18 protein-coding genes are annotated in these 17,776 nt (G+C 68.7%); 9 read left to right on the top strand and 9 right to left on the bottom strand.

Annotated features, from left to right (window positions below; genetic code table 11):
• Positions 1-16: 16 nt before the first annotated feature.
• Positions 17-931 (bottom strand): NAD(P)/FAD-dependent oxidoreductase, encoded by a 915-nt coding sequence (locus GQ56_RS0108570; protein ID WP_031398265.1) that lies wholly within the window; start codon positions 929-931, stop codon positions 17-19.
• 141 nt (positions 932-1,072) lie between these two features.
• Here GQ56_RS0108570 and GQ56_RS0108565 point away from each other — a divergent pair, with 141 nt between their 5' ends.
• From GQ56_RS0108565 to GQ56_RS40880, 7 genes are all read left to right on the top strand, one after another.
• Positions 1,073-1,513 carry an Rrf2 family transcriptional regulator gene (locus GQ56_RS0108565; protein WP_031398264.1) on the top strand — a complete coding sequence of 147 codons (441 nt, stop codon included), beginning with the start codon at positions 1,073-1,075 and terminating at the stop codon, positions 1,511-1,513.
• A gap of 250 nt (positions 1,514-1,763) precedes the next feature.
• Positions 1,764-2,345 (top strand): DUF2760 domain-containing protein, encoded by a 582-nt coding sequence (locus GQ56_RS0108560; protein WP_031398263.1) that lies wholly within the window; start codon positions 1,764-1,766, stop codon positions 2,343-2,345.
• On the top strand, positions 2,342-4,183 hold the full coding sequence (locus tag GQ56_RS0108555) for an Hsp70 family protein (protein ID WP_031398262.1): 1,842 nt from the start codon (positions 2,342-2,344) through the stop codon (positions 4,181-4,183). The genes GQ56_RS0108560 and GQ56_RS0108555 overlap by 4 nt, the downstream gene beginning before the upstream one ends.
• 5 nt (positions 4,184-4,188) lie before the next feature.
• The gene (locus tag GQ56_RS0108550; protein ID WP_031398261.1) at positions 4,189-6,933 is read left to right on the top strand and encodes an Hsp70 family protein; all 2,745 of its coding nucleotides are present in this window, start codon (positions 4,189-4,191) and stop codon (positions 6,931-6,933) included.
• A gap of 517 nt (positions 6,934-7,450) precedes the next feature.
• Positions 7,451-7,633: a hypothetical protein gene (locus tag GQ56_RS0108545; RefSeq protein WP_031398260.1), complete on the top strand. Its 183-nt coding sequence runs from the start codon at positions 7,451-7,453 to the stop codon at positions 7,631-7,633.
• A 731-nt stretch (positions 7,634-8,364) separates the two neighbouring features.
• Complete coding sequence (locus GQ56_RS0108535; RefSeq protein ID WP_031398259.1) at positions 8,365-8,610, top strand: type II toxin-antitoxin system ParD family antitoxin; 246 nt, start codon at positions 8,365-8,367, stop codon at positions 8,608-8,610.
• The gene (locus GQ56_RS40880; protein ID WP_075122901.1) at positions 8,600-8,857 is read left to right on the top strand and encodes a type II toxin-antitoxin system RelE/ParE family toxin; all 258 of its coding nucleotides are present in this window, start codon (positions 8,600-8,602) and stop codon (positions 8,855-8,857) included. The genes GQ56_RS0108535 and GQ56_RS40880 overlap by 11 nt, the downstream gene beginning before the upstream one ends.
• A gap of 310 nt (positions 8,858-9,167) precedes the next feature.
• Here GQ56_RS40880 and ctlX read toward each other — a convergent pair whose 3' ends face one another.
• Positions 9,168-10,154 (bottom strand): citrulline utilization hydrolase CtlX, encoded by a 987-nt coding sequence (ctlX, locus tag GQ56_RS0108525; RefSeq protein ID WP_031398257.1) that lies wholly within the window; start codon positions 10,152-10,154, stop codon positions 9,168-9,170.
• 57 nt (positions 10,155-10,211) lie between these two features.
• Positions 10,212-11,291, bottom strand: a complete 1,080-nt coding sequence (locus GQ56_RS0108520) for an ornithine cyclodeaminase (protein WP_031398256.1) — start codon at positions 11,289-11,291, stop codon at positions 10,212-10,214.
• Between the two features lie 297 nt (positions 11,292-11,588).
• Here GQ56_RS0108520 and GQ56_RS0108515 point away from each other — a divergent pair, with 297 nt between their 5' ends.
• On the top strand, positions 11,589-12,020 hold the full coding sequence (locus tag GQ56_RS0108515) for an Lrp/AsnC family transcriptional regulator (RefSeq protein WP_006479718.1): 432 nt from the start codon (positions 11,589-11,591) through the stop codon (positions 12,018-12,020).
• A gap of 165 nt (positions 12,021-12,185) precedes the next feature.
• On the top strand, positions 12,186-12,587 hold the full coding sequence (locus GQ56_RS0108510; protein WP_031398255.1) for a GlcG/HbpS family heme-binding protein: 402 nt from the start codon (positions 12,186-12,188) through the stop codon (positions 12,585-12,587).
• A gap of 31 nt (positions 12,588-12,618) precedes the next feature.
• Here the strand turns inward: GQ56_RS0108510 and GQ56_RS0108505 are convergent, their stop codons facing one another.
• Genes GQ56_RS0108505 through moeB form a run of 6 tightly spaced genes read right to left on the bottom strand, consistent with a single transcriptional unit; the run spans position 12,619 to position 17,752 of the window.
• Positions 12,619-13,533 (bottom strand): alpha/beta hydrolase, encoded by a 915-nt coding sequence (locus tag GQ56_RS0108505; RefSeq protein ID WP_052007236.1) that lies wholly within the window; start codon positions 13,531-13,533, stop codon positions 12,619-12,621.
• Positions 13,530-14,924 (bottom strand): FAD-dependent oxidoreductase, encoded by a 1,395-nt coding sequence (locus tag GQ56_RS0108500; protein WP_052007235.1) that lies wholly within the window; start codon positions 14,922-14,924, stop codon positions 13,530-13,532. Before GQ56_RS0108500 ends, GQ56_RS0108505 begins: the two co-directional genes overlap by 4 nt.
• 28 nt (positions 14,925-14,952) lie before the next feature.
• Positions 14,953-15,792: a tryptophan 2,3-dioxygenase gene (locus tag GQ56_RS0108495; RefSeq protein ID WP_081894880.1), complete on the bottom strand. Its 840-nt coding sequence runs from the start codon at positions 15,790-15,792 to the stop codon at positions 14,953-14,955.
• Positions 15,793-15,833: 41 nt separating this feature from the next.
• A complete protein-coding gene (locus tag GQ56_RS0108490; protein WP_031398251.1) occupies positions 15,834-16,112 on the bottom strand; it encodes a MoaD/ThiS family protein in 279 nt (92 codons plus the stop codon).
• Positions 16,113-16,167: 55 nt separating this feature from the next.
• Positions 16,168-16,578, bottom strand: a complete 411-nt coding sequence (locus GQ56_RS0108485; protein WP_031398250.1) for a Mov34/MPN/PAD-1 family protein — start codon at positions 16,576-16,578, stop codon at positions 16,168-16,170.
• Between the two features lie 10 nt (positions 16,579-16,588).
• A complete protein-coding gene (moeB, locus tag GQ56_RS0108480) occupies positions 16,589-17,752 on the bottom strand; it encodes a molybdopterin-synthase adenylyltransferase MoeB (RefSeq protein WP_031398249.1) in 1,164 nt (387 codons plus the stop codon).
• Between the last annotated feature and the right edge of the window lie 24 nt (positions 17,753-17,776).

Genomic DNA, 17,776 nt, shown 5'->3' with positions numbered 1-17,776 from the left:
CCGGCAAGATGCCCGCTTACGCGCGCAGCCCGAAAATCAGCGACCGATGCGCGGCGACCCCGGCCATCACGCCTGACGCCGACGCGAACGTCGCGTTGGTCATCGGTGTCGACGCGTCACCGGCCGCGAATACGCCGGCGACGCTCGTCTCTTTTCCCGCATCGACGCGCACGACGGCGCCGAGCGGCCCGTCGTCGAATGCACAGCCGAGCTGTTGAGCGAGATCGCTCGCCATGGCCGTACGCGCGCCGACGAACAGCGCATCGATCGGCACGACCTGCCCGTCGGCGAGCCGCAACGCTTCGATACGCGGCGCGTCGCCCAGGATTTCAACGACCGGCGAGCGCTCGATGCGTACGCCGCGCGCATCGAGCAGCGCGGCTTCTTCCTGATTCACGTCGGCCACGCCCTGCGTGAACCACGTCGTCGGGCCCCAGTCCGGAATCAGGATCGCCTGATGCACGGACAGCGGATGCGTGGCGAGCACGCCGAGCCGCCGGCCGCTCACTTCGTATCCATGGCAATACGGACAATGCAGCACGCTGACGCCCCAGCGTTCGGCGAGCCCCGGCAGCGCGGGCAGTTCGTCGCGAATGCCGGTTGCGAGGATCAGCCGGTCGGCGCTCGCATGGCTGCCGTCGGCCAGCGTCACCTGGAAGCGGCCGTGCTCATCGCGTTCGGCCGTGCGCACGTCGCCCGCGATCCGCTGTACGGTCGGATACGCGGCGAGCTGCGCGGCGGCTTCCTCGACGATTTGCACGGGCGGCTTGCCGTCCTGCCCGAAAAAGCCGTGCGCGTGTGCGGCAAAGCGGTTGCGCGGCCGGCCGGCGTCGATCACGAGCACGCGGCGGCGCGCCCGCGCAAGCTGCATCGCGGCCGACAGCCCCGCAAAGCTGCCGCCGATCACGATCACTTCATGATGGTCATGCATGCACCCACTCCTTTCCTGAACCTGCGTGAATGACGGACATGTTCCGATGGCGGCCAACTCATGAAACATGAGAAGTTGCATGATAGGGCGGTGGTATCATTCACGCAACTTCAAGAGTTTCGAGAGAGAGGGGCGCCGCCCGTGAGGACCGATAGCCGTTTGTCGCGCATGCTGCACGTGTTGATCCACATGGACCAGGCCGACGGCCCGCTGACGTCGGAGACGATCGCGACGATGCTGGGCACGAACCCGGTGGTCGTGCGCCGCCTGCTCGGCGGCTTGCGCGACCACGGCTACGTGCAGTCGGAGAAGGGGCATGGCGGCGGGTGGGTGTTGAGCGCCGCACTCGACGACATCACGCTGCTCGACGTCTATGGCGCGGTGGGCGAGCCGCCGCTGTTCTCCGATCTCGTCACCGACGACGAGGCCGAATGCCTGGTCGAGCAGGCCGTCAACGCGCACCTGTCAGCCACGCTGAAGGAGGCCGAGACGACGCTGCTGGCCCGCTTCGGCGAAGTCACGCTCGGCATGCTGTCGCGCGATTTCGAAGCGAAGGCGGCCCGGCGGCGCAAGCCGCGCTGACGCGCTGCAGCATCGCGGCCGGGCGCGGCCGCCGTGCGTGCCGACGCGGCCGAAACGGTCGCGTCGCGACGTTCTGTCCCCCAACTTCTGCCCGGTTCGCCCGCCACAGGGCAAAATACGGGTTTTCCGCACCCGCGAGGGCGCGACCGAATCACGCGCCGGGTGGCGAAAGTGCGCAATCCGCACGCCGCCGCCGGGCGCCCAGGCACGATCGCTCGCCATGTCGCGAGCCCACAGGAGTCCAGACCTCATGCCCGAATCCAACCTGTCCTTCTTCGGCCGGCTGTCGCTTGCCGTCGGCACGTTCTTCTCCGTGCTCGGCAATCGCGAGTTCGCGGCCGGCGTGCTGCGCGTGCGCGACGGCGCCCCGGCGCCGGTTGCACCGGCCCCCGCGGCCGCCCCGGCCCCCGCGCCGGCGCCCGTGAAGGCGCCGGCGCCCGAGCTGCGCGAAGCGAGCCCGCAGGCCGCGCTGCAACTGCTCGGCCTGCTGCAGCGCGATGCGCGCTTCATCGATTTCGTCGAGGAAGACATCGCCGGCTACGCGGACGCCGACATCGGCGCGGCCGCGCGCCTCGTCCACGACGGCTGCCGCGCCGCGCTGCGCGAGCACTTCACGATCGTGCCGGTGCGCGACGAAGCCGAAGGCAGCCGCGTGACGCTGCCGGCCGGCTTCGACGCGACGGCCGTGCGCGTGACGGGCAACGTGGTCGGCGCCGCGCCGTTCACGGGGACGGTCAGCCATCGCGGCTGGCGCGTGGCCGACGTGCGCCTGCCGAAGCTGACGGGCAGCCACGACGCCTCGGTCGTCGCACCGGCGGAGGTGGAACTGTGAGCGATTCGCGCTATTCGATCGGGATCGACCTCGGGACGACCCACTGCGCGCTGTCGTACGTCGACAGCGCCGCGAGCGACGGCGAAACCATCGCGCAGCAGGTGCTGCCGATCGCGCAGCTCACCGCGCCCGGCGCGCTGGAGTCGCGCGACCTGCTGCCGTCGTTCCTCTACCTGCCGCATGAAAGCGAACTGACGCAGGGCGACCTGACGCTGCCGTGGACGTCCTCGCGCGACTTCGCGGTCGGCGAGATGGCGCGCACCCGCGGCGCCGGCACGCCGATCCGCCTCGTGTCGAGCGCGAAGAGCTGGCTGTGCCACCCGGGCGTCGACCGCCGCGCGGCGATCCTGCCGAGCGATGCGCCGCCCGAGGTGTCGCGCGTGTCGCCGCTGGAAAGCTCGATCCGCTACCTGACGCACCTGCGCGAAGCGTGGGACCACGCGCATCCCGATGCGCCGTTCGCCGAGCAGGACGTGACGGTCACGATCCCCGCGTCGTTCGACCCGGCCGCGCGCGAGCTGACGGCCGAGGCCGCCCGCGCCGCCGGCTATTCGCGGATGACGCTGCTCGAGGAGCCGCAGGCCGCGCTCTACAGCTGGATCCAGAAAAGCCACGGCGGCTGGCGCAAGCAGGTGCAGGTCGGCGACCTGATCCTGTGCGTCGACGTCGGCGGCGGCACGACCGACCTGTCGCTGATCGCGGTGGTCGAGCGCGACGGCAATCTCGAACTGCACCGCGTGGCGGTGGGCGAGCACATCCTGCTCGGCGGCGACAACATGGACCTCGCGCTCGCGCACGTGGTCGCCCGCAAGCTCGCGCAGCTGGGCACCCAGGCCGATCCGTGGCAACTGCGCGCGCTCACGTACGCATGCCGCGCCGCGAAGGAAACGCTGCTGTCCGATCCGTCGGCCGACGCGGTGCCGCTCGTCGTGCCGAGCCGCGGCTCGAAGCTGATCGGCGGGTCGATCCGCACGGAACTCACCCGCGCGGAACTCACGCAGACGATCCTCGAAGGCTTCTTCCCGCAGGTCGATGCGGCGGCGCGCCCGGTGAGCCGCGCGCGCGTCGGCCTGACGCAGCTCGGCCTGCCGTATGCGCAGGACGCGGGCGTCACGCGCCATCTCGCGGCGTTCCTCGGCCGCCAGGTCGCGGCGCTCGATTCGCTCGAAGGCGTGCAGCGCACGCTGCCGCAGGGCGCGACGTTCCTGCATCCGACCGCCGTGCTGTTCAACGGCGGCGTGTTCAAGTCGACGCTGCTCACGCAGCGCGTGCTCGACACCCTCAACAGCTGGCTCGCCGCCGAAGGCGCACCGCCCGCCCGCCTGCTCGAAGGCGCGGATCTCGATCTCGCGGTCGCGCGCGGCGCGGCCTACTACGGCTACGTGAAGCGCGGCCGCGGCGTACGCATTCGCGGCGGCACGGCGCGTGCGTACTACGTCGCGATCGAATCGGCGATGCCCGCGGTGCCGGGGCTCGAACCGCCGGTGCAGGCGCTGTGCGTCGCGCCGTTCGGGATGGAGGAGGGCTCGGATGCGGCGCTGCCGCCGCAGGAGTTCGGCCTCGTCGTCGGCGAACCGGTGCAGTTCCGCTTCTTCGGTTCGTCGGTGCGCCGCCAGGATCAGGTCGGCACGCTGCTCGACTACTGGTCGCCGGAAGAACTGCAGGAACTCGAGGAAATCCAGGCCACGCTGCCCGCCGAAGGGCGCACGGTCGGCGAGGTCGTGCCGGTGAAGCTGCATGCGCGCGTGACCGAGGCCGGCACGCTCGAACTCGAGGCGATCCCGAGCGGCACGAACGAGCGCTGGAAGGTCGAGTTCGACGTGCGCGGCGCCGCCTGAGCGCGATGAAGCGCTATACGGTCGGTATCGACCTCGGCACCAGCAACACGGTCGTCGCATACGTCGAGGCCGGTTCCGACGCGATCCGCGTGTTCGACGTCGAGCAGCTGGTCGGCCCCGGTGCGGTGGCCGCCCAGCCGCTGCTGCCGTCGGTGCGCTATCACCCCGCGGCGGGCGAGCTGCCGCCCGATGCGTTGCGGCTGCCGTGGGCGGCCGATGCGCAGGCGGGCGCGGCCGGGGCGGCGCCGGCCGTGATCGGCCGCTACGCGCGCACGCTCGGCGCGCAGGTGCCGGGCCGGCTCGTCAGCAGTGCGAAGAGCTGGCTGTCGCACGCGTCGGTCGACCGGCTCGCGGCGATCCTGCCGTGGGGCGCGGCCGACGGCGTCGACAAGGTGTCGCCGGTCGATGCCAGCGCGAGCTATCTCGCGCATGTGCGCGACGCGTGGAACGCGCGCTTTCCCGATGCGCCGCTCGCGGAACAGGACGTGATCCTCACGGTGCCCGCGTCGTTCGACGACGGCGCGCGGGCACTGACCGTCGAGGCCGCGCGGCGCGCGAAGCTGCCCGCGCTGCGGCTGCTGGAGGAGCCGCAGGCCGCGTTCTACGACTGGCTGTACGGCCAGCGTCGCAGGTTGCGCGACACGTTCGCCGCCGCGCGGCGCGTGCTGATCTGCGACGTCGGCGGCGGCACGACCGACCTCACGCTCGTCGACGTCGCGCCGGGCGGCGACGGCGAGCCGACCTTCACGCGCGTCGGCGTCGGCAATCACCTGATGCTCGGCGGCGACAACATGGACCTCGCGCTCGCGCGCCTGGTCGAAACGCGCCTGACCGAGCCCGGCGCGCGGCTGTCGGCCGCGAGCCTGTCGCAGCTCGTCGAGCGCTGCCGCGCGGCGAAGGAGCGGCTGCTCGGCGACGACGCGCCCGCATCCGTCACCGTCACGCTGCTCGGCGCGGGCAGCAAGCTCGTCGGCGGCGCGCGCTCGGCCGAGCTGACGCGGCAGGAAGTCGAGCAGATCGTCGTCGACGGGTTCTTTCCGCAGGTCGAAGCCGGCGAGCTGCCGCGCCGTGCGCGCGCCGCGATCGTCGAATTCGGGCTGCCGTATGCGAGCGACGCGGCCGTCACGCGGCACGTCGCCGCGTTCCTGAAGCGTCACGCGGAAGGCCCGCTGCCCGACACGCTGCTGCTCAACGGCGGCGTGTTCCGCGCGGGCGCGCTTGCCGGCCGGCTCGCACGGACGCTCGGCGCGTGGCGCGGCGCGCCGCTCGACGTGCTGCACAACGCGCATCCGGACGTGGCCGTCGCGCGCGGCGCGGTGGCCTACGGGCTCGCGCGCGCCGGGCATGCGCCGCGCATCGGCGGCGGCTCCGCGCGCAGCTATTTCCTCGTGCTCGACGACGGCGCGGCCGATTCCGCCGCGCGTGGCGTCTGCCTGCTGCCGCGGGGCGCGGAAGAGGGCCGCGAGATCCGGCTCGAGGATCGCACGTTCGCGTTGCAGCTCGGACAGCCGGTGCGTTTTCACCTCGTGTCGACGGTGGCCGAGACCGCGTACCGGCCCGGCGATCTCGTCGACCTCGACGGCGGCGATTTCGTGCGGCTGCCGCCGATCGCGACGGTGGTCGACGCGAAGGTGGGCAGCGACGCACGCGAAACGCCGGTGAAGCTCACCGCGTCGCTGACCGAAGTCGGCACGCTCGAAATGCATTGCCTCGCGACCGACGACGCGGCGCGCCGCTGGCGGCTCGAATTCCAGCTGCGCGGCGATGCGCCGGCGCCTGGCGACGATGCGTCGCCCGCGCGGCATCCGCGGCTCGACCAGGCGCTCGAACTGATCGAGCGCTCGTTCGGCAGCAAGGCGGCGGACGTCGCGCCGAAGGACACGCGCCGGCTGCGCGCGCAGCTCGAACAGGTGCTCGGCGCCCGCGAGGCGTGGGACGTCGCGCTTGCCCGCGAACTGTTCGATGCGCTGCTCGCACGCGCGCGTCGTCGCCGCCGCTCGGCCGATCACGAGCGCGCGTGGCTGAACCTCGCCGGGTATTGCCTGCGGCCGGGCTTCGGCCATCCGCTCGACGCCTGGCGCATCGAGCAGCTGTGGCCGCTGTTCGACGACGGCATTCAATACGTGACCGACGGCCAGGTGTGGTCGGAGTGGTGGACGCTGTGGCGGCGCGTGGCCGGCGGCCTCGACGACGACGCGCAGGCGCAGGTGCGCGACGCGATCGCGTTCCTCGAACCGTCCGACGACAAGCGGCGCAAGCTGCCGTTCGATCCGGGCAAGGTCGGCCCCGCCGACATGACGCGGTTGTCCGCATCGCTCGAAAGGCTGCCGGTCGAGCGCAAGGTCGAGCTGGCCGGGCGCCTGATCGTGCAATTGCAGAAGCCGGCCGAGCGTGCGCTGTGCGCATGGGCGCTCGGGCGCATCGGCGCGCGCCGGCCGTTCTACGGTAGCGCGCACGGCGTCGTGCCGGCGGATGTCGTCGGCGGCTGGCTCGATGCGCTGTTTGCGCTCGACTGGAAGCAGGTCGAGCCGGCCGCGTTCGCGGCCGCGCAGATCGCGCGGATGACGGGCGACCGTTCGCGCGATCTGGCGGACGAGGTGCGTGAATCGGTGATCCGGCGTCTCGCGGCCGCCAATGCGTCGGCCGCATGGGTCGACATGGTGCGCGAGGCGATCGCGTTCGACGAAGCCGATACGGTGCGCGTGTTCGGCGAAACGCTGCCGGCCGGGTTGAAGCTGCTGGCGGGGTGAGCGGTGCGCGTCACGCTTCGGCATCGTTTGCATATGAGCAGGAGCGGGCAAGCAACCCGGTCGGCCAGAACGGTCGCCCCGCAGACGGACATCCAGGGATTGCGTCCGAAACCGCTGAGCAATGGGCAATGGCGCGGCTGTTGCCTGCTCGTCAAACCTTTATTTGCGGCCAATGATGCTGATGGCCTCGTACGCATAAATCCTGGCGACTTTCCCTTCGCCGTGAGTTCCGGGGCGCCCGAGCGGTTTAAGGAGTCGGGTTGCCAAACCGGTATAGGTGAAAGTCTGTCGCGGGCTGGAATCCCGTCTCCCGGGAAAGAGCCCGGCTGCAGGGCTCTTTCCGGCTTACGGCCTCGTGCTCAAAGTCAGTTGACTACGTGTCTACCCGCAGACAATTTCCTTCCGGCCCTGTACGATGATCGGGTCGGATTACGCGAGACCTCCATGGTGGAGTGAAGCGCCCGGCAGCCGCGCAAGCGAGTGCACCTTCGCGGCAAACCGTAGGGAGACCGATCCTATGTCGATCGATCGAGAAGAAGCGTGGCAAGAAGCCTGGCACGATGCTGCCGAGGCACTGGGGTTAGACGCCGCAACCGATGACGGGGCCACGTTGGACCTGATTTGGGATGAGGCGGAAAAACTGATGCGGGAGTGGGGCATCCCACTGCCGGAATCGGTCAAGCAAGGCAAGGCTGCGTAGTACGAGGCAGCGAGAACCCGGCCTCGGCCGGGTTTTTCTTTCGTACCTTTCAATGCCGCCAAGTCTGCTTGGCTGCATGTTGGTCGGGCCGGGCGGTGTCGCCCGCAACTCACGTACCCGATCCGGGCTGCGGCCGGGATTGATTGGCTAACCGCCGGGCCAATCCCTTACAACTGGCCGGTTGCCGCCGCAGCCGGCGCCGCGGGGACCGCCACCAGAGCGGCGGCAGCTCGCTCAAACCTGGCACGCATCGATCCCGCCGCTTGACGAACCGCCTGCGTCGCCTAAGCTTGCTGATGGCTTTCGTCAGACGATTTGTCGGTATCGGGACGCGCGCGGACGGGGCCAATCCACCATCAAGGAGAGCGCATCATGCGTCGAATCAAAAGGGCCGTGCTGGGCGGGCTAGCGGCCGCCATGCTGATCGGGGTTGTCGCGCCGGCGGTCGCCGAGGAGTTCCAGCCCCAGTTCGAGTGTAATTCCCGCCAGTGCCTGGTGACTCAATGCTGGGAGTTTTGGTGCTTCTGGGGCGGATAGTGCTGACGGCAGCATGTCGACCTGTGGACCCGGCCCCGGCCGGGTTTTTTACGGCCGGCGCCGGCGGATCCACGGGGCCGGGGCCAAAAATGCTACCTCTGATAACTCTGCTTATCAGATGCGAGGCCGCGGCCCCCCATCGATGCGAATACCAAAATTTGGTAGATGATCGAGCGGTTACGAGGAGGAGCGCGATGCCACGCAATACATCGATCTCGCCGGGCGATCGCCTGACCCAGTTTGCGGACACGCAGGTCGCGTCCGGGCGCTACGGCTCGGCGAGCGACGTGGTGCGGGCAGGGTTGCGCCTGCTCGAGACCCGGGAAACGGAACTGCGGGTCCTGCAGGACGCCTTGAAGGCCGGCGAGGCCTCGGGCACGCCGGTCGCGTTTGACGGCCCGACGTTCCTGGCCCGCATGCGGACCAGGCATGCCGGTTAAGTCGCGTACGGTGCGGCTGACGCCGCCGGCCGAGACCGATCTCGAGGGCATCTGGAGCTACACCGTCGAACGCTGGTCGCCCGAGCAGGCCGAGCGCTATGTGGGCGAGTTCGCCGCTGCGTTCGAGCGGCTCGCGTGCGGCGAGTGGCTGGGACGGCCGAGGAAAAGCGGCGCCGCGCGGAGATCGCGAAATACCACACGCGCCTGTTGGTCCGGAGATAGTTCGGCACCCGTCGATCTTCAGTGAGTCCATGCCAAGGCCAATGCTCCCGATCGATCAAGATTTGGTCGCCGCGCCGTTACAGTCCCCCCAATTTCTTGTGGAATTTGGACGCGGTGTCTCGAAGCGCCTTCAGGAACGGCGGCATTGCGCAGAATGCAACTGAGTCGCTGTTGTTGCGCGAGCTCTGGACGCCGATTAGCTTGTACGAATAGTCCCCTCCGTCGAGGACGTTCAACGCGAAGATCGGCCCGCCGCTCATGCCATCTATGGTGGCCGGCTTGTAATGTTGTGGACACTTCACCTGTCAATGGCAGGTTTGCAGTTCCGGCACGCCCTATGGTCTGACCAGTTCGATTGTCGGCACGTCCAGCGCGTCCTGCGTGCATGCACGCCGCGCCAGATGAATCCCCGCCAGCATGCAGCGCACCGAGCCGCCGGCCAGTTCGATCGTCGGCACGTCGAGTGGCAGCAGCCGCGCGGAGCGTTCGATCGTCGCGCGCTGCGCTGCGGTGAGGCAGTCGAACGCACGCCGCGACAGCGCGAGCACGCGGCCCGCGTTGCCCGACAATTCCAGCGTATTGCCCGCGAAATTCGCGATCTGCGCCGCATCGAGCGCGATCACCGTGCGGCCCGTTTCGGCGAGCCGCCGCGCGATCTCGTCGCGCCGGCGGCTGTCGGCGATCAGGTCGAGGCCGACCATCGCGAACTCGGTCGCGACGCTCATCATCACGTTCGTGTGATAGATCGGGCGGCCGTCCGCATCGGCCGTGTCGAAGCAGATCGGCTCGAAATTGAAGTGCGTGCAGAAGCGTTCGAGCGCGACCGGATCGGCGCGGCGCGAACGCGCGGTGTACGCGATCCGCGCGACGTGGTCGAGCACCATCGCACCCGTGCCTTCCAGGAACACGTCGTCGTATTCGAGCCCCGAGTAATCGATCACGTCCTGCACGCGATACTCGGCCTTCAGCATCTCGACGATATCGGCGCGCCGTTCGCGGCGGCGGTTCGCGCTGAACATCGGATACAGCGCGACATGGCCGCCCGGGTGCGTCGAGAACCAGTTGTTCGGGAACACCGAATCGGGCGTGTCGCGTTCGCCGTGGTCGTCGAACACGTGTACGCGCACGCCCGCATCGGCGAGCGTGCGTGCGGCGGCCGTGACCTCGTCGCGCGCGGCCGCGGAAACGGACGGTGCGCCGGCCGCACCGCCTCCGGCCGTGCGCTGGAATGCGTTGTCGGCCGCGGTCTGCGGGTTCGGCAGGAAGCGGTGCGGCCGGATCATCACGACGGCGGCTGGCGCCTGGATCGATACGAGATTCATGAGGGGCAGGAGCGAGGGACGGGGAGCCGGGCGGCGCGCGCCGCCCGGGAATGACGGTCAGCGCGCGAACGCGGCGACGGCTTCGGCGACCAGCACCGCGTGACCCGGCGCGATCGCGGCCGGATCGTCGATCAGCGCGAACAGGTTCTTCGGGTCGACGGCCGGCGGAATCAGCGCGATCTCGACGCCCGCGTGGTGCCGCTGCGCGAGTGCATACAGGTAGCGCAGCGCCGAGTAATCCTCGAGTGCGAAGCCGACCGAGTCGAACACCGTGACCTCGTCCGCGCGTTCGCGGCCGGTCGTTTCGCCGCGCAGCACGCGCCACAGTTCGGTGACGGGGAAGTCGGCCGGCATTTGCTGGATCTCGCCCTCGATGCGCGATTGCGGCTCGAATTCGACGAACACGCGGCCCGCGTGCAGCACGCCCGCCTCGAGTTCGGTCTTGCCCGGGCAATCGCCGCCCACGGCGTTCAGATGCATGCCGGGCTCGATCATGCCGGCCGTGACGATCGTCGCGTATGCCTTGTCGGCGGTGACGGTCGTCACGATGTCGGCGCCGCGCACGGCGTCGGCGGTCGACGCGGCGCGCACCACGCGCAGCCCGGGGTACGCGGCAAGGTTGTGCACGAGCTTGTCGGTCGCGCGCGGATCGACGTCGAACACGCGGATTTCGTCGATGCCGAGCAGCGAGTGGAAGGCGATCGCCTGGAATTCGCTCTGCGCGCCGTTGCCGATCAGCGCCATCGTGCGCGCATCGGGCCGTGCGAGCGCTTGCGCGGCGAGCACCGACGTGGCGGCCGTGCGCAGCGCGGTGGTCAGCGTGAGTTCGGCGAGCAGCAGCGGGTAGCCGGTGTCGACTTCGGCCAGCGCGCCGAACGCCATCACCGTGTGCATGCCGCGCGCCGCGTTGACGGGGTGGCCGTTCACGTACTTGAACGCGAACAGCGACGCGTTCGCGACGGGCATCAGTTCGATCACGCCGTCGCGCGAGTGGCACGCGACGCGCGGCGACTTGTCGAAATCGGCCCACTGCAGGTAATCGGCACGCAGCGTATCGACGAGTTCGCGCAGGAACGTCGTGACGCCGGTCCGGGCGATCAGGCGGGCGGTGGCGGGCACGTCGAGGAAGCGAGTCATCGGTCTGTCTCCATAGGGTCTTTGCCGGTACGGGTGTCCTGGTTTTTCGGTCGACCGGACAGGGCGCCGGCGCGGGCCCGGACTGCCTGACGGGCACTTTCGCGGCGGATGCGGCCGGTCGATGACGTCATTATTTCCGCGAGTCGAGCCAACAAAAAGACAGCAAAAGTGGCAGATTTATCGATAGACTTGGCAGAATGATGGCCAATTTCGGCAATATGCGCGGTTCGCGCTGGCCGGAATGCGCAGCCTCCGGCACGCTGGCGGCCGGTTCACGTTCAACAGGAAGCCTCGCCCATGATCACGCTCGACGACGTCGACCGGCAGCTCATCGCGCTGCTGCGCGACAACGCGCGACTGCCCGTCGTCGCGCTGGCGAAGGAACTGCGCGTCGCGCGCGCGACCGTGCAGAACCGGCTGACGCGGCTGGAGAAAAACGGCGTGATCGTCGGCTATACGGTGCGGCTCAAGCCGGCGGCCGAACGGCACCGGATCCGCGCGCTGATGTCGATCGCGGTGCAGGGCAATCGCGGCGCGGAAGTGGTGAAGGTGCTGCGCGGGCATCCGAACGTCGCGTCGATCCACAGCACCAATGGCCGCTGGGATCTGGTCGCCGAGCTGCACGCCGATTCGCTCGAGCACTTCGATCGCGTGCTCGGCGCGATCCGGTTGATCGACGGGATCGCGAATACGGAGACGAGTATTTTGTTGTCGACGCACAAGGCGTAGCGCGTGGTGTGCCGCAGGCGCGCTCTGCGGGCTTTCCGTCGAATCGTCATTTCCGTATCGGACATATTGTCAAGCGACGGTCGAATCGGTGCAATGTTTACGCTATATTTTTAATTCGGATAACTATGTAAAAACAACGAATCAACCAAAGAAAGGCCACACGCGATGAAAACCAAACCCGTATTGACGAGTGAAGACGTAAAGAAGATCGCCGCCGCATCGGAGGCTTTCGCGCTGGCTCGTCACTGGCCCGTGACGATCGCGATTCTCGACGACGGCGGCCACTTGCTGCATCTGCAGCGGCTCGACGGCGCAACGCCGAGTTCGGTCGAGATGGCGATCGCGAAAGGGCGCACGGCCGCGCTCGGACGACGCGAGACCAAGATCTACGAAGACATCGTGATGCAGGGCCGCGTGTCGTTTCTCAGCGCGCCGATGGCCGGCTTTCTCGAGGGCGGCGTGCCGATCGTCGTCGACGGCGAGACCGTCGGCTCGGTCAGCGTATCGGGTGTGAAGTCCGCCGAGGACGCGGAAGTCGCCCGTGCGGGGATCGCCGCGCTCGCGTAGCGGGCAGGCCACGCGCCGTGGCGGGCACGCGTCAGCGTCCGCCGCGGCCGAGCAGTGGCGCGATCCGGCGATCAAGCGGCGAGCCGGCCACACCGAGGTCGAATACGAGGTCGAAGTGGTTCCGCGCCGCCATTTCGCCGGCCGCGTACAGCATGCCGACACGCGCGAGGCGGCCGACCAGATTACGGCTCTGCCGCCGGAACTCGTTGGTGTCATGTTCTCCCCAGCAGACGGTCACCGGTACCCGTGTGTGAATCGGCAGGTACTGTGGGCTCAACGCGAAGGCGTCGCGTTCGTCTAGTCGCAGCGCATCGTTGATGTAGGTGCCGACGAGCGGGCGCAGGTCGTAGATGCCCGACAGCAGGATCGCGCCGTCGAACGGCGATACGCCGGGCACGCGCGTGCGCCAGTCGAGCGTCAGCAGCATCGCGGCCAGATGAGCGCCCGCCGAACTGCCGGCGATGACGATGCGGGGGGCGGCTATCCGGGCGGCGGCCATCCGTGGGGCGGTCGTGAAGCGCCGCAGTGCGGCGATGGCATCGGCAGCCTGCTCGACGATGCCGGGCAGTGTCGCGCGCGGCGCGAGCGTGTAGCCGACGGCCGCGTAGGCGATGCGCCGGCCGAGGAATGCGGGCGCGGGAAACAGCGAATCGTCGGCCGACAGTTCCTGCCAGTAGCCGCCGTGGAAATAGGCAACAAGCACGTCGGCGGCGTGCCCGGGCGGCTCGAACAGCAGGATGCGCTGCGCGGCGTCGGGGCCGTAGCGCAGGATCGTCGGCGCAACGAGGTCGTGTGCCGCGCTGAGGCTGCGCGCGCGATAGTCGGACAGCGTGTGGAGGAAATCCGGCGCTTTCGAACTCGGCGAATACTCGCGTGCGCGCTCGGCGTCATCCAGCCGGCGCCAGGCCGGCCGGATGATGCCTGGCAGGATCGTGGCGGCGGTCATACTGTGGACAGTTCGGGCAGGCGCTCGAACAGGTCGCGCTCGACCGCGCGCAGGTCGATCTGCCGGAATGAGTCGCAGCCGGCTGTACCAGCCCGCAGGATGTCGGCCTGGATCTTGCCGCGTTCGTACGCGAGCACATACGGCACACGCTGGAAGGTCACCATGCTGTAGCGCGGGACGAAGCGCGCGGGATGGCGTTCAGCGAGCCATGTCGACAGCTCGCGTTCGAGCGCATATCCGGGCGTCGCGACCCGCGCACGCATCTCGACATAGTTCTCGAGCGCCATCGCCTGGATCGCCAGCGCATTGGGTCGGCGTTCGGCCTCGAATGCGGCGAGCGCGGCCGGGCGATCGTGCGGGTGCTGATCGAGCTGGTGCGCGAGCGCGACGGCGTCTTCCAGCGCGCAGTTCATTCCCTGACCATGGAACGGAACCATTGCGTGCGCGGCATCTCCGAGCAGTACGGTATGCCCGTGCGCATGCCAGCGCTGCAGCCGCAGCGTGGCGAGCATGCCGACCGGGTGCGCGTCGAAATCGGCCTCGAGTGCCGGCACGTGCGTGGACAGGTCGGGGAACGTCTGCTCGAACAGTCGCCGCGCGGCACGGCCGTCGGGCAACTGAGCGAAGCTGGGCGTGCCCGGGTCGCCATCCGCGTCGACCGGCAGGAACAGCGTCGTGGTGAAGCTGCCTTCGACATTCGGCAGAGCGATGCACATGTAGCCGCCGCGCGGCCACAGATGCAGCGCATGCGGCTCGATGCGAAAGCCGCCGCCGGGCGCTGCGGGAATCTCCAGCTCCTTGTAGCCGTGCGGTTGCCGTTCGCAATCGATGCCGAGATCGGCGGTGCGCGATAGCGCGGCTCGCACGCGGGAATCCGCGCCGTCCGCACCGATCAGCAGGTCGAAGGCGACACGCTGCCCGTTCGTCAGGATCAGCTCGCGCGCCCCGCAATCAATATCCTCGACGGCCGCATCGTGATGCACGCGCGCACCGGCGCGCTCGGCCGCATCGAGCAGGAGCCGGTTCAGTCGACCTCGATGGATCGACCAGATCACGTCGCCGGGGCTGCGTCCGTAAGGATGCAGGTGCGGATATTCGCCGATCGTATGCACCATGCGGCCGCGCATCGCGACTGCGTGGTGCATCGTTTCGACGTCGAGCCGCGCGGCGCGTAGCGCGTGGATGCCACGCTCCGCGAGCGCGAGATTGATCGATCGGCCGCCCGCGTCGCCGTGGAGTCGCGGGTCAGTGCGCCGCTCGAACACATCGACGCGCCAGCCGCGCGTGGCGAGCAGGCACGCGGCGAGCGTGCCTGCCAGTCCCGCGCCAGCGATCGCGAGGCGGCCGCGCGACGCGGGCCGGCCGAGAGGAGGGGGGAAGGTATCGTGCATGTCGGAGATTCGAAAAGAGAGGCGGGAGTCAGAGCGCCGTGCGCATCTGCCACAGCTCGGGAAACAGCACGACGTCGAGCGTCCTGCGCAGATAGCTCGCGCCATCGCTGCCGCCCGTACCGCGGCGCAGGCCGATCGTGCGTTCGACGGTGCCGATATGTCGAAAGCGCCATTGACGTACACCTTCCTCGAGGTCGATCAGGCGTTCGCCGAGGTCGTACAGCGCCCAGTGCGCATCCGTGTCGCGGTACACCGCGCACCACGCGGCTTCCACCGACGCGTCGTAACGTACCGACCCGGCCGGATCGGCATCGAGTCGCGCGCGGCAGATCGCGAAGCCCGCGCGCGCCAGTGCGCCGACCGCCTCGTCGTATAGCGACGGAGCGTGCAGCCGCGTGAGCAGCGCGTCGCGCGCGGCCGGGTGCGCATCGTGATCGCCGATCATCGCCGGGTTCTTGTTGCCGAGCAGGAATTCGATTTCGCGGAACTGGAATGACTGATGGCCGGACGCGGTACCGAGCGCGGGGCGCATCGCGAGGAACTCGACGGGCGTGAGCGTCGCGAGCACGTTCCAGCTGTGCACGAGATGCTCCATGGTTCGCTGCGCGCGGGCGATCGTCTTCGACGCCTGCGGCAGCTGCGATGCGCGAAGTTGCGCGCACGCACGCGTCAGCTCGTGCAGCAGCAGCTTCATCCACAGCTCCGATGCCTGATGCTGGATGATGAACAGCATCTCGTCGTGCGTGCCTGACAGCATCGACTGGCTGTCGAGCAAGCTGTCGAGCTGCAGATAGCCGCTGTAACGCAAGCCCGGCCGCGGCTTCGCGGGTTTCGTAACGGGCGGGCTCATGAAAGGACATTGCTGCATGATCGGCTCCTCGGACGGGAGAGGCGTCGCGGCGGCCACGTTCAGGAGCGGCCACCGGCGACTGCCGGAAGGATCGTGATGGTGTCGCCGTCCGCGATGGCGGCCGACAGTCCGCCCTTGAAGCGGATGTCGTCGTCGTTCACGTAGACATTGACGAAGCGGTGCAGCCGGTCGTCTTCGACGAGCCGCGCCTGCAGGCCCGGATATGTCGACTCGAGCGATTCGATCACACCGCGAAGCGTGCCGCCCTGCGCTTCGACGACCTTCCGGTCGTTGGTCAGCGGTCGCATGATGGTCGGGATGCAGATGGTGATTGCCATTTGTAGTCCTTAGTATATTTTTTGGATAAATCGTACAGGTTGATCAGAGTGGTTCCTATGCTCCGATTTTCAGCGGCGTTTCGGTCGCGATCCCGTTGACGATCAGGTAGCAGCGGAGCGTCGGCTCGAAGCGTGGATCGGTCGCGATGATCAGGTGGTATGCATCGGGGTGCGCGGCCGCGTACGCGATGTCGGTGCGGCTTGGTCGCGCGGCCGATGCCGTATGCGAGTGATAGATCACGACGGGTGCCTCGTCACGTGCGTCGAGGTCGCGCCAGACGCGCAACTGCTCGGCGGCGTCGAACTGGAAGAAGGTCTGCGACTGCGCGGCATTGCGCATCGGCACCACTCGCGATGGCGGGGAACCGTCGGCCGTGCCTGCGATGATGCCGCAGCATTCGAGCGGATGCGCGTCGTGCGCGTGGCGGACGATCGTGTCTACGACGTCGGTCGGCAGGGTCAGCATCGTCGGCGCCTCAATATCGCGGCAGAGACGGATCGACCATGCGGATCCACGACAGGATCCCGCCGTCGAGGTTGCTGACGTCCGTGAAGCCCGCACGGTACATCGCCTGCACGACGTCGCGCGAGCGCGCGCCGCCCTTGCAGTAGACGACAGTGCGTCGCGTGCGTTCGAGCTGTGCGAGCCCGTCGGCCAGCAACTGCTGCTTGGGCATCAGCCTTGCGCCGGGAATGCGCACGAGGTCCCATTCGTTCGGCTCGCGTACGTCGACGAGTTCCACGGGCATACCTGCATCGAGCAGTTGCTTGAGTGCAGTCGCATCGATTGCGGGCACCTGCACGGGCTCGATGCGCGTCGTGAGGCCGCAGAAATGCGGATAGTCGTCGAGCGCGACGATCGGCCGTCGCTGCGGCGCGCGCTGCAGCGGCAGGAAGCGGTAGCGCATGTCGAGCGCGTCGTACACGGCGAGCCGGCCGAGCAGCGATTCTCCGATGCCCGTGATCAGCTTCACGGCCTCGGTCGCCATGATCGACGCGATCGACGCGCACAGCACGCCGAGTACACCGCCTTCGGCGCACGACGGCGCGAGATGCGGCGGCGGCGGTTCCGGATAGAGATCGCGATAGTTGACGCCGACGCCGTCGGGCGCGTCCTCCCAGAACACCGACGCCTGGCCTTCGAAGCGGTAGATCGAGCCCCATACGTAGGGCTTGCCGGCCAGCACGCAGGCATCGTTGACGAGGTAGCGCGTCGCGAAGTTGTCGGTGCCGTCGACGATCAGGTCGTACTGCGAGAACAGCGCGATCGCGTTGTCGTTGTCGAGCCGTTCGTCATGCAGCCGCACGTCGACGTGGGGATTGAGCGCGACGATCGCGTTGTGCGCGCTGGCTGTCTTCGGCATGCCGACCGTCGACATCCGGTGGATCACTTGCCGCTGCAGGTTCGACACGTCGACGCGGTCGAAATCGATCACGCCGAGCGTGCCGACTCCCGCGGCGGCAAGATAGAGCAGTGCGGGCGAGCCGAGCCCGCCTGCGCCGACCACGAGCACGCGGGCGGCCTTCAGGCGCTGCTGGCCGGTCAGGCCGAGTTCGGGCAGCAGGACATGCCGGCTGTAGCGGGTCAGTTCGTCGCCGGACAGCGGCGCGAGCGTCGTAACGAGAGGCGGTAGTTTCATGGTGGATCGTCGGTAGGCGGTTGA

The sequence above is a fragment of the Burkholderia paludis genome (assembly GCF_000732615.1).
Taxonomy (GTDB): Bacteria; Pseudomonadota; Gammaproteobacteria; order Burkholderiales; family Burkholderiaceae; genus Burkholderia; species Burkholderia paludis.
Note: the sequence above shows the minus strand (reverse complement) of the source record. Positions and strands in the feature narration are given on the sequence as shown.

Excerpts from the sequence above, each read along its gene's own strand:
- GQ56_RS0108485 (WP_031398250.1), bottom strand. The coding sequence starts at position 16,578 with ATGCTGACCCTGCCGACCGACGTCGTAGACACGATCGTCCGCCACGCG.
- GQ56_RS0108515 (WP_006479718.1), top strand. The coding sequence starts at position 11,589 with ATGATCACGCTCGACGACGTCGACCGGCAGCTCATCGCGCTGCTGCGC.
- GQ56_RS40880 (WP_075122901.1), top strand. The coding sequence starts at position 8,600 with ATGCCGGTTAAGTCGCGTACGGTGCGGCTGACGCCGCCGGCCGAGACC.
- ctlX (WP_031398257.1), bottom strand. The coding sequence starts at position 10,154 with ATGAATCTCGTATCGATCCAGGCGCCAGCCGCCGTCGTGATGATCCGG.
- GQ56_RS0108520 (WP_031398256.1), bottom strand. The coding sequence starts at position 11,291 with ATGACTCGCTTCCTCGACGTGCCCGCCACCGCCCGCCTGATCGCCCGG.
- GQ56_RS0108510 (WP_031398255.1), top strand. The coding sequence starts at position 12,186 with ATGAAAACCAAACCCGTATTGACGAGTGAAGACGTAAAGAAGATCGCC.
- GQ56_RS0108545 (WP_031398260.1), top strand. The coding sequence starts at position 7,451 with ATGTCGATCGATCGAGAAGAAGCGTGGCAAGAAGCCTGGCACGATGCT.
- GQ56_RS0108570 (WP_031398265.1), bottom strand. The coding sequence starts at position 931 with ATGCATGACCATCATGAAGTGATCGTGATCGGCGGCAGCTTTGCGGGG.
- GQ56_RS0108490 (WP_031398251.1), bottom strand. The coding sequence starts at position 16,112 with ATGGCAATCACCATCTGCATCCCGACCATCATGCGACCGCTGACCAAC.
- GQ56_RS0108550 (WP_031398261.1), top strand. The coding sequence starts at position 4,189 with ATGAAGCGCTATACGGTCGGTATCGACCTCGGCACCAGCAACACGGTC.
- GQ56_RS0108560 (WP_031398263.1), top strand. The coding sequence starts at position 1,764 with ATGCCCGAATCCAACCTGTCCTTCTTCGGCCGGCTGTCGCTTGCCGTC.
- moeB (WP_031398249.1), bottom strand. The coding sequence starts at position 17,752 with ATGAAACTACCGCCTCTCGTTACGACGCTCGCGCCGCTGTCCGGCGAC.
- GQ56_RS0108535 (WP_031398259.1), top strand. The coding sequence starts at position 8,365 with ATGCCACGCAATACATCGATCTCGCCGGGCGATCGCCTGACCCAGTTT.
- GQ56_RS0108495 (WP_081894880.1), bottom strand. The coding sequence starts at position 15,792 with ATGCAGCAATGTCCTTTCATGAGCCCGCCCGTTACGAAACCCGCGAAG.
- GQ56_RS0108500 (WP_052007235.1), bottom strand. The coding sequence starts at position 14,924 with ATGCACGATACCTTCCCCCCTCCTCTCGGCCGGCCCGCGTCGCGCGGC.
- GQ56_RS0108505 (WP_052007236.1), bottom strand. The coding sequence starts at position 13,533 with ATGACCGCCGCCACGATCCTGCCAGGCATCATCCGGCCGGCCTGGCGC.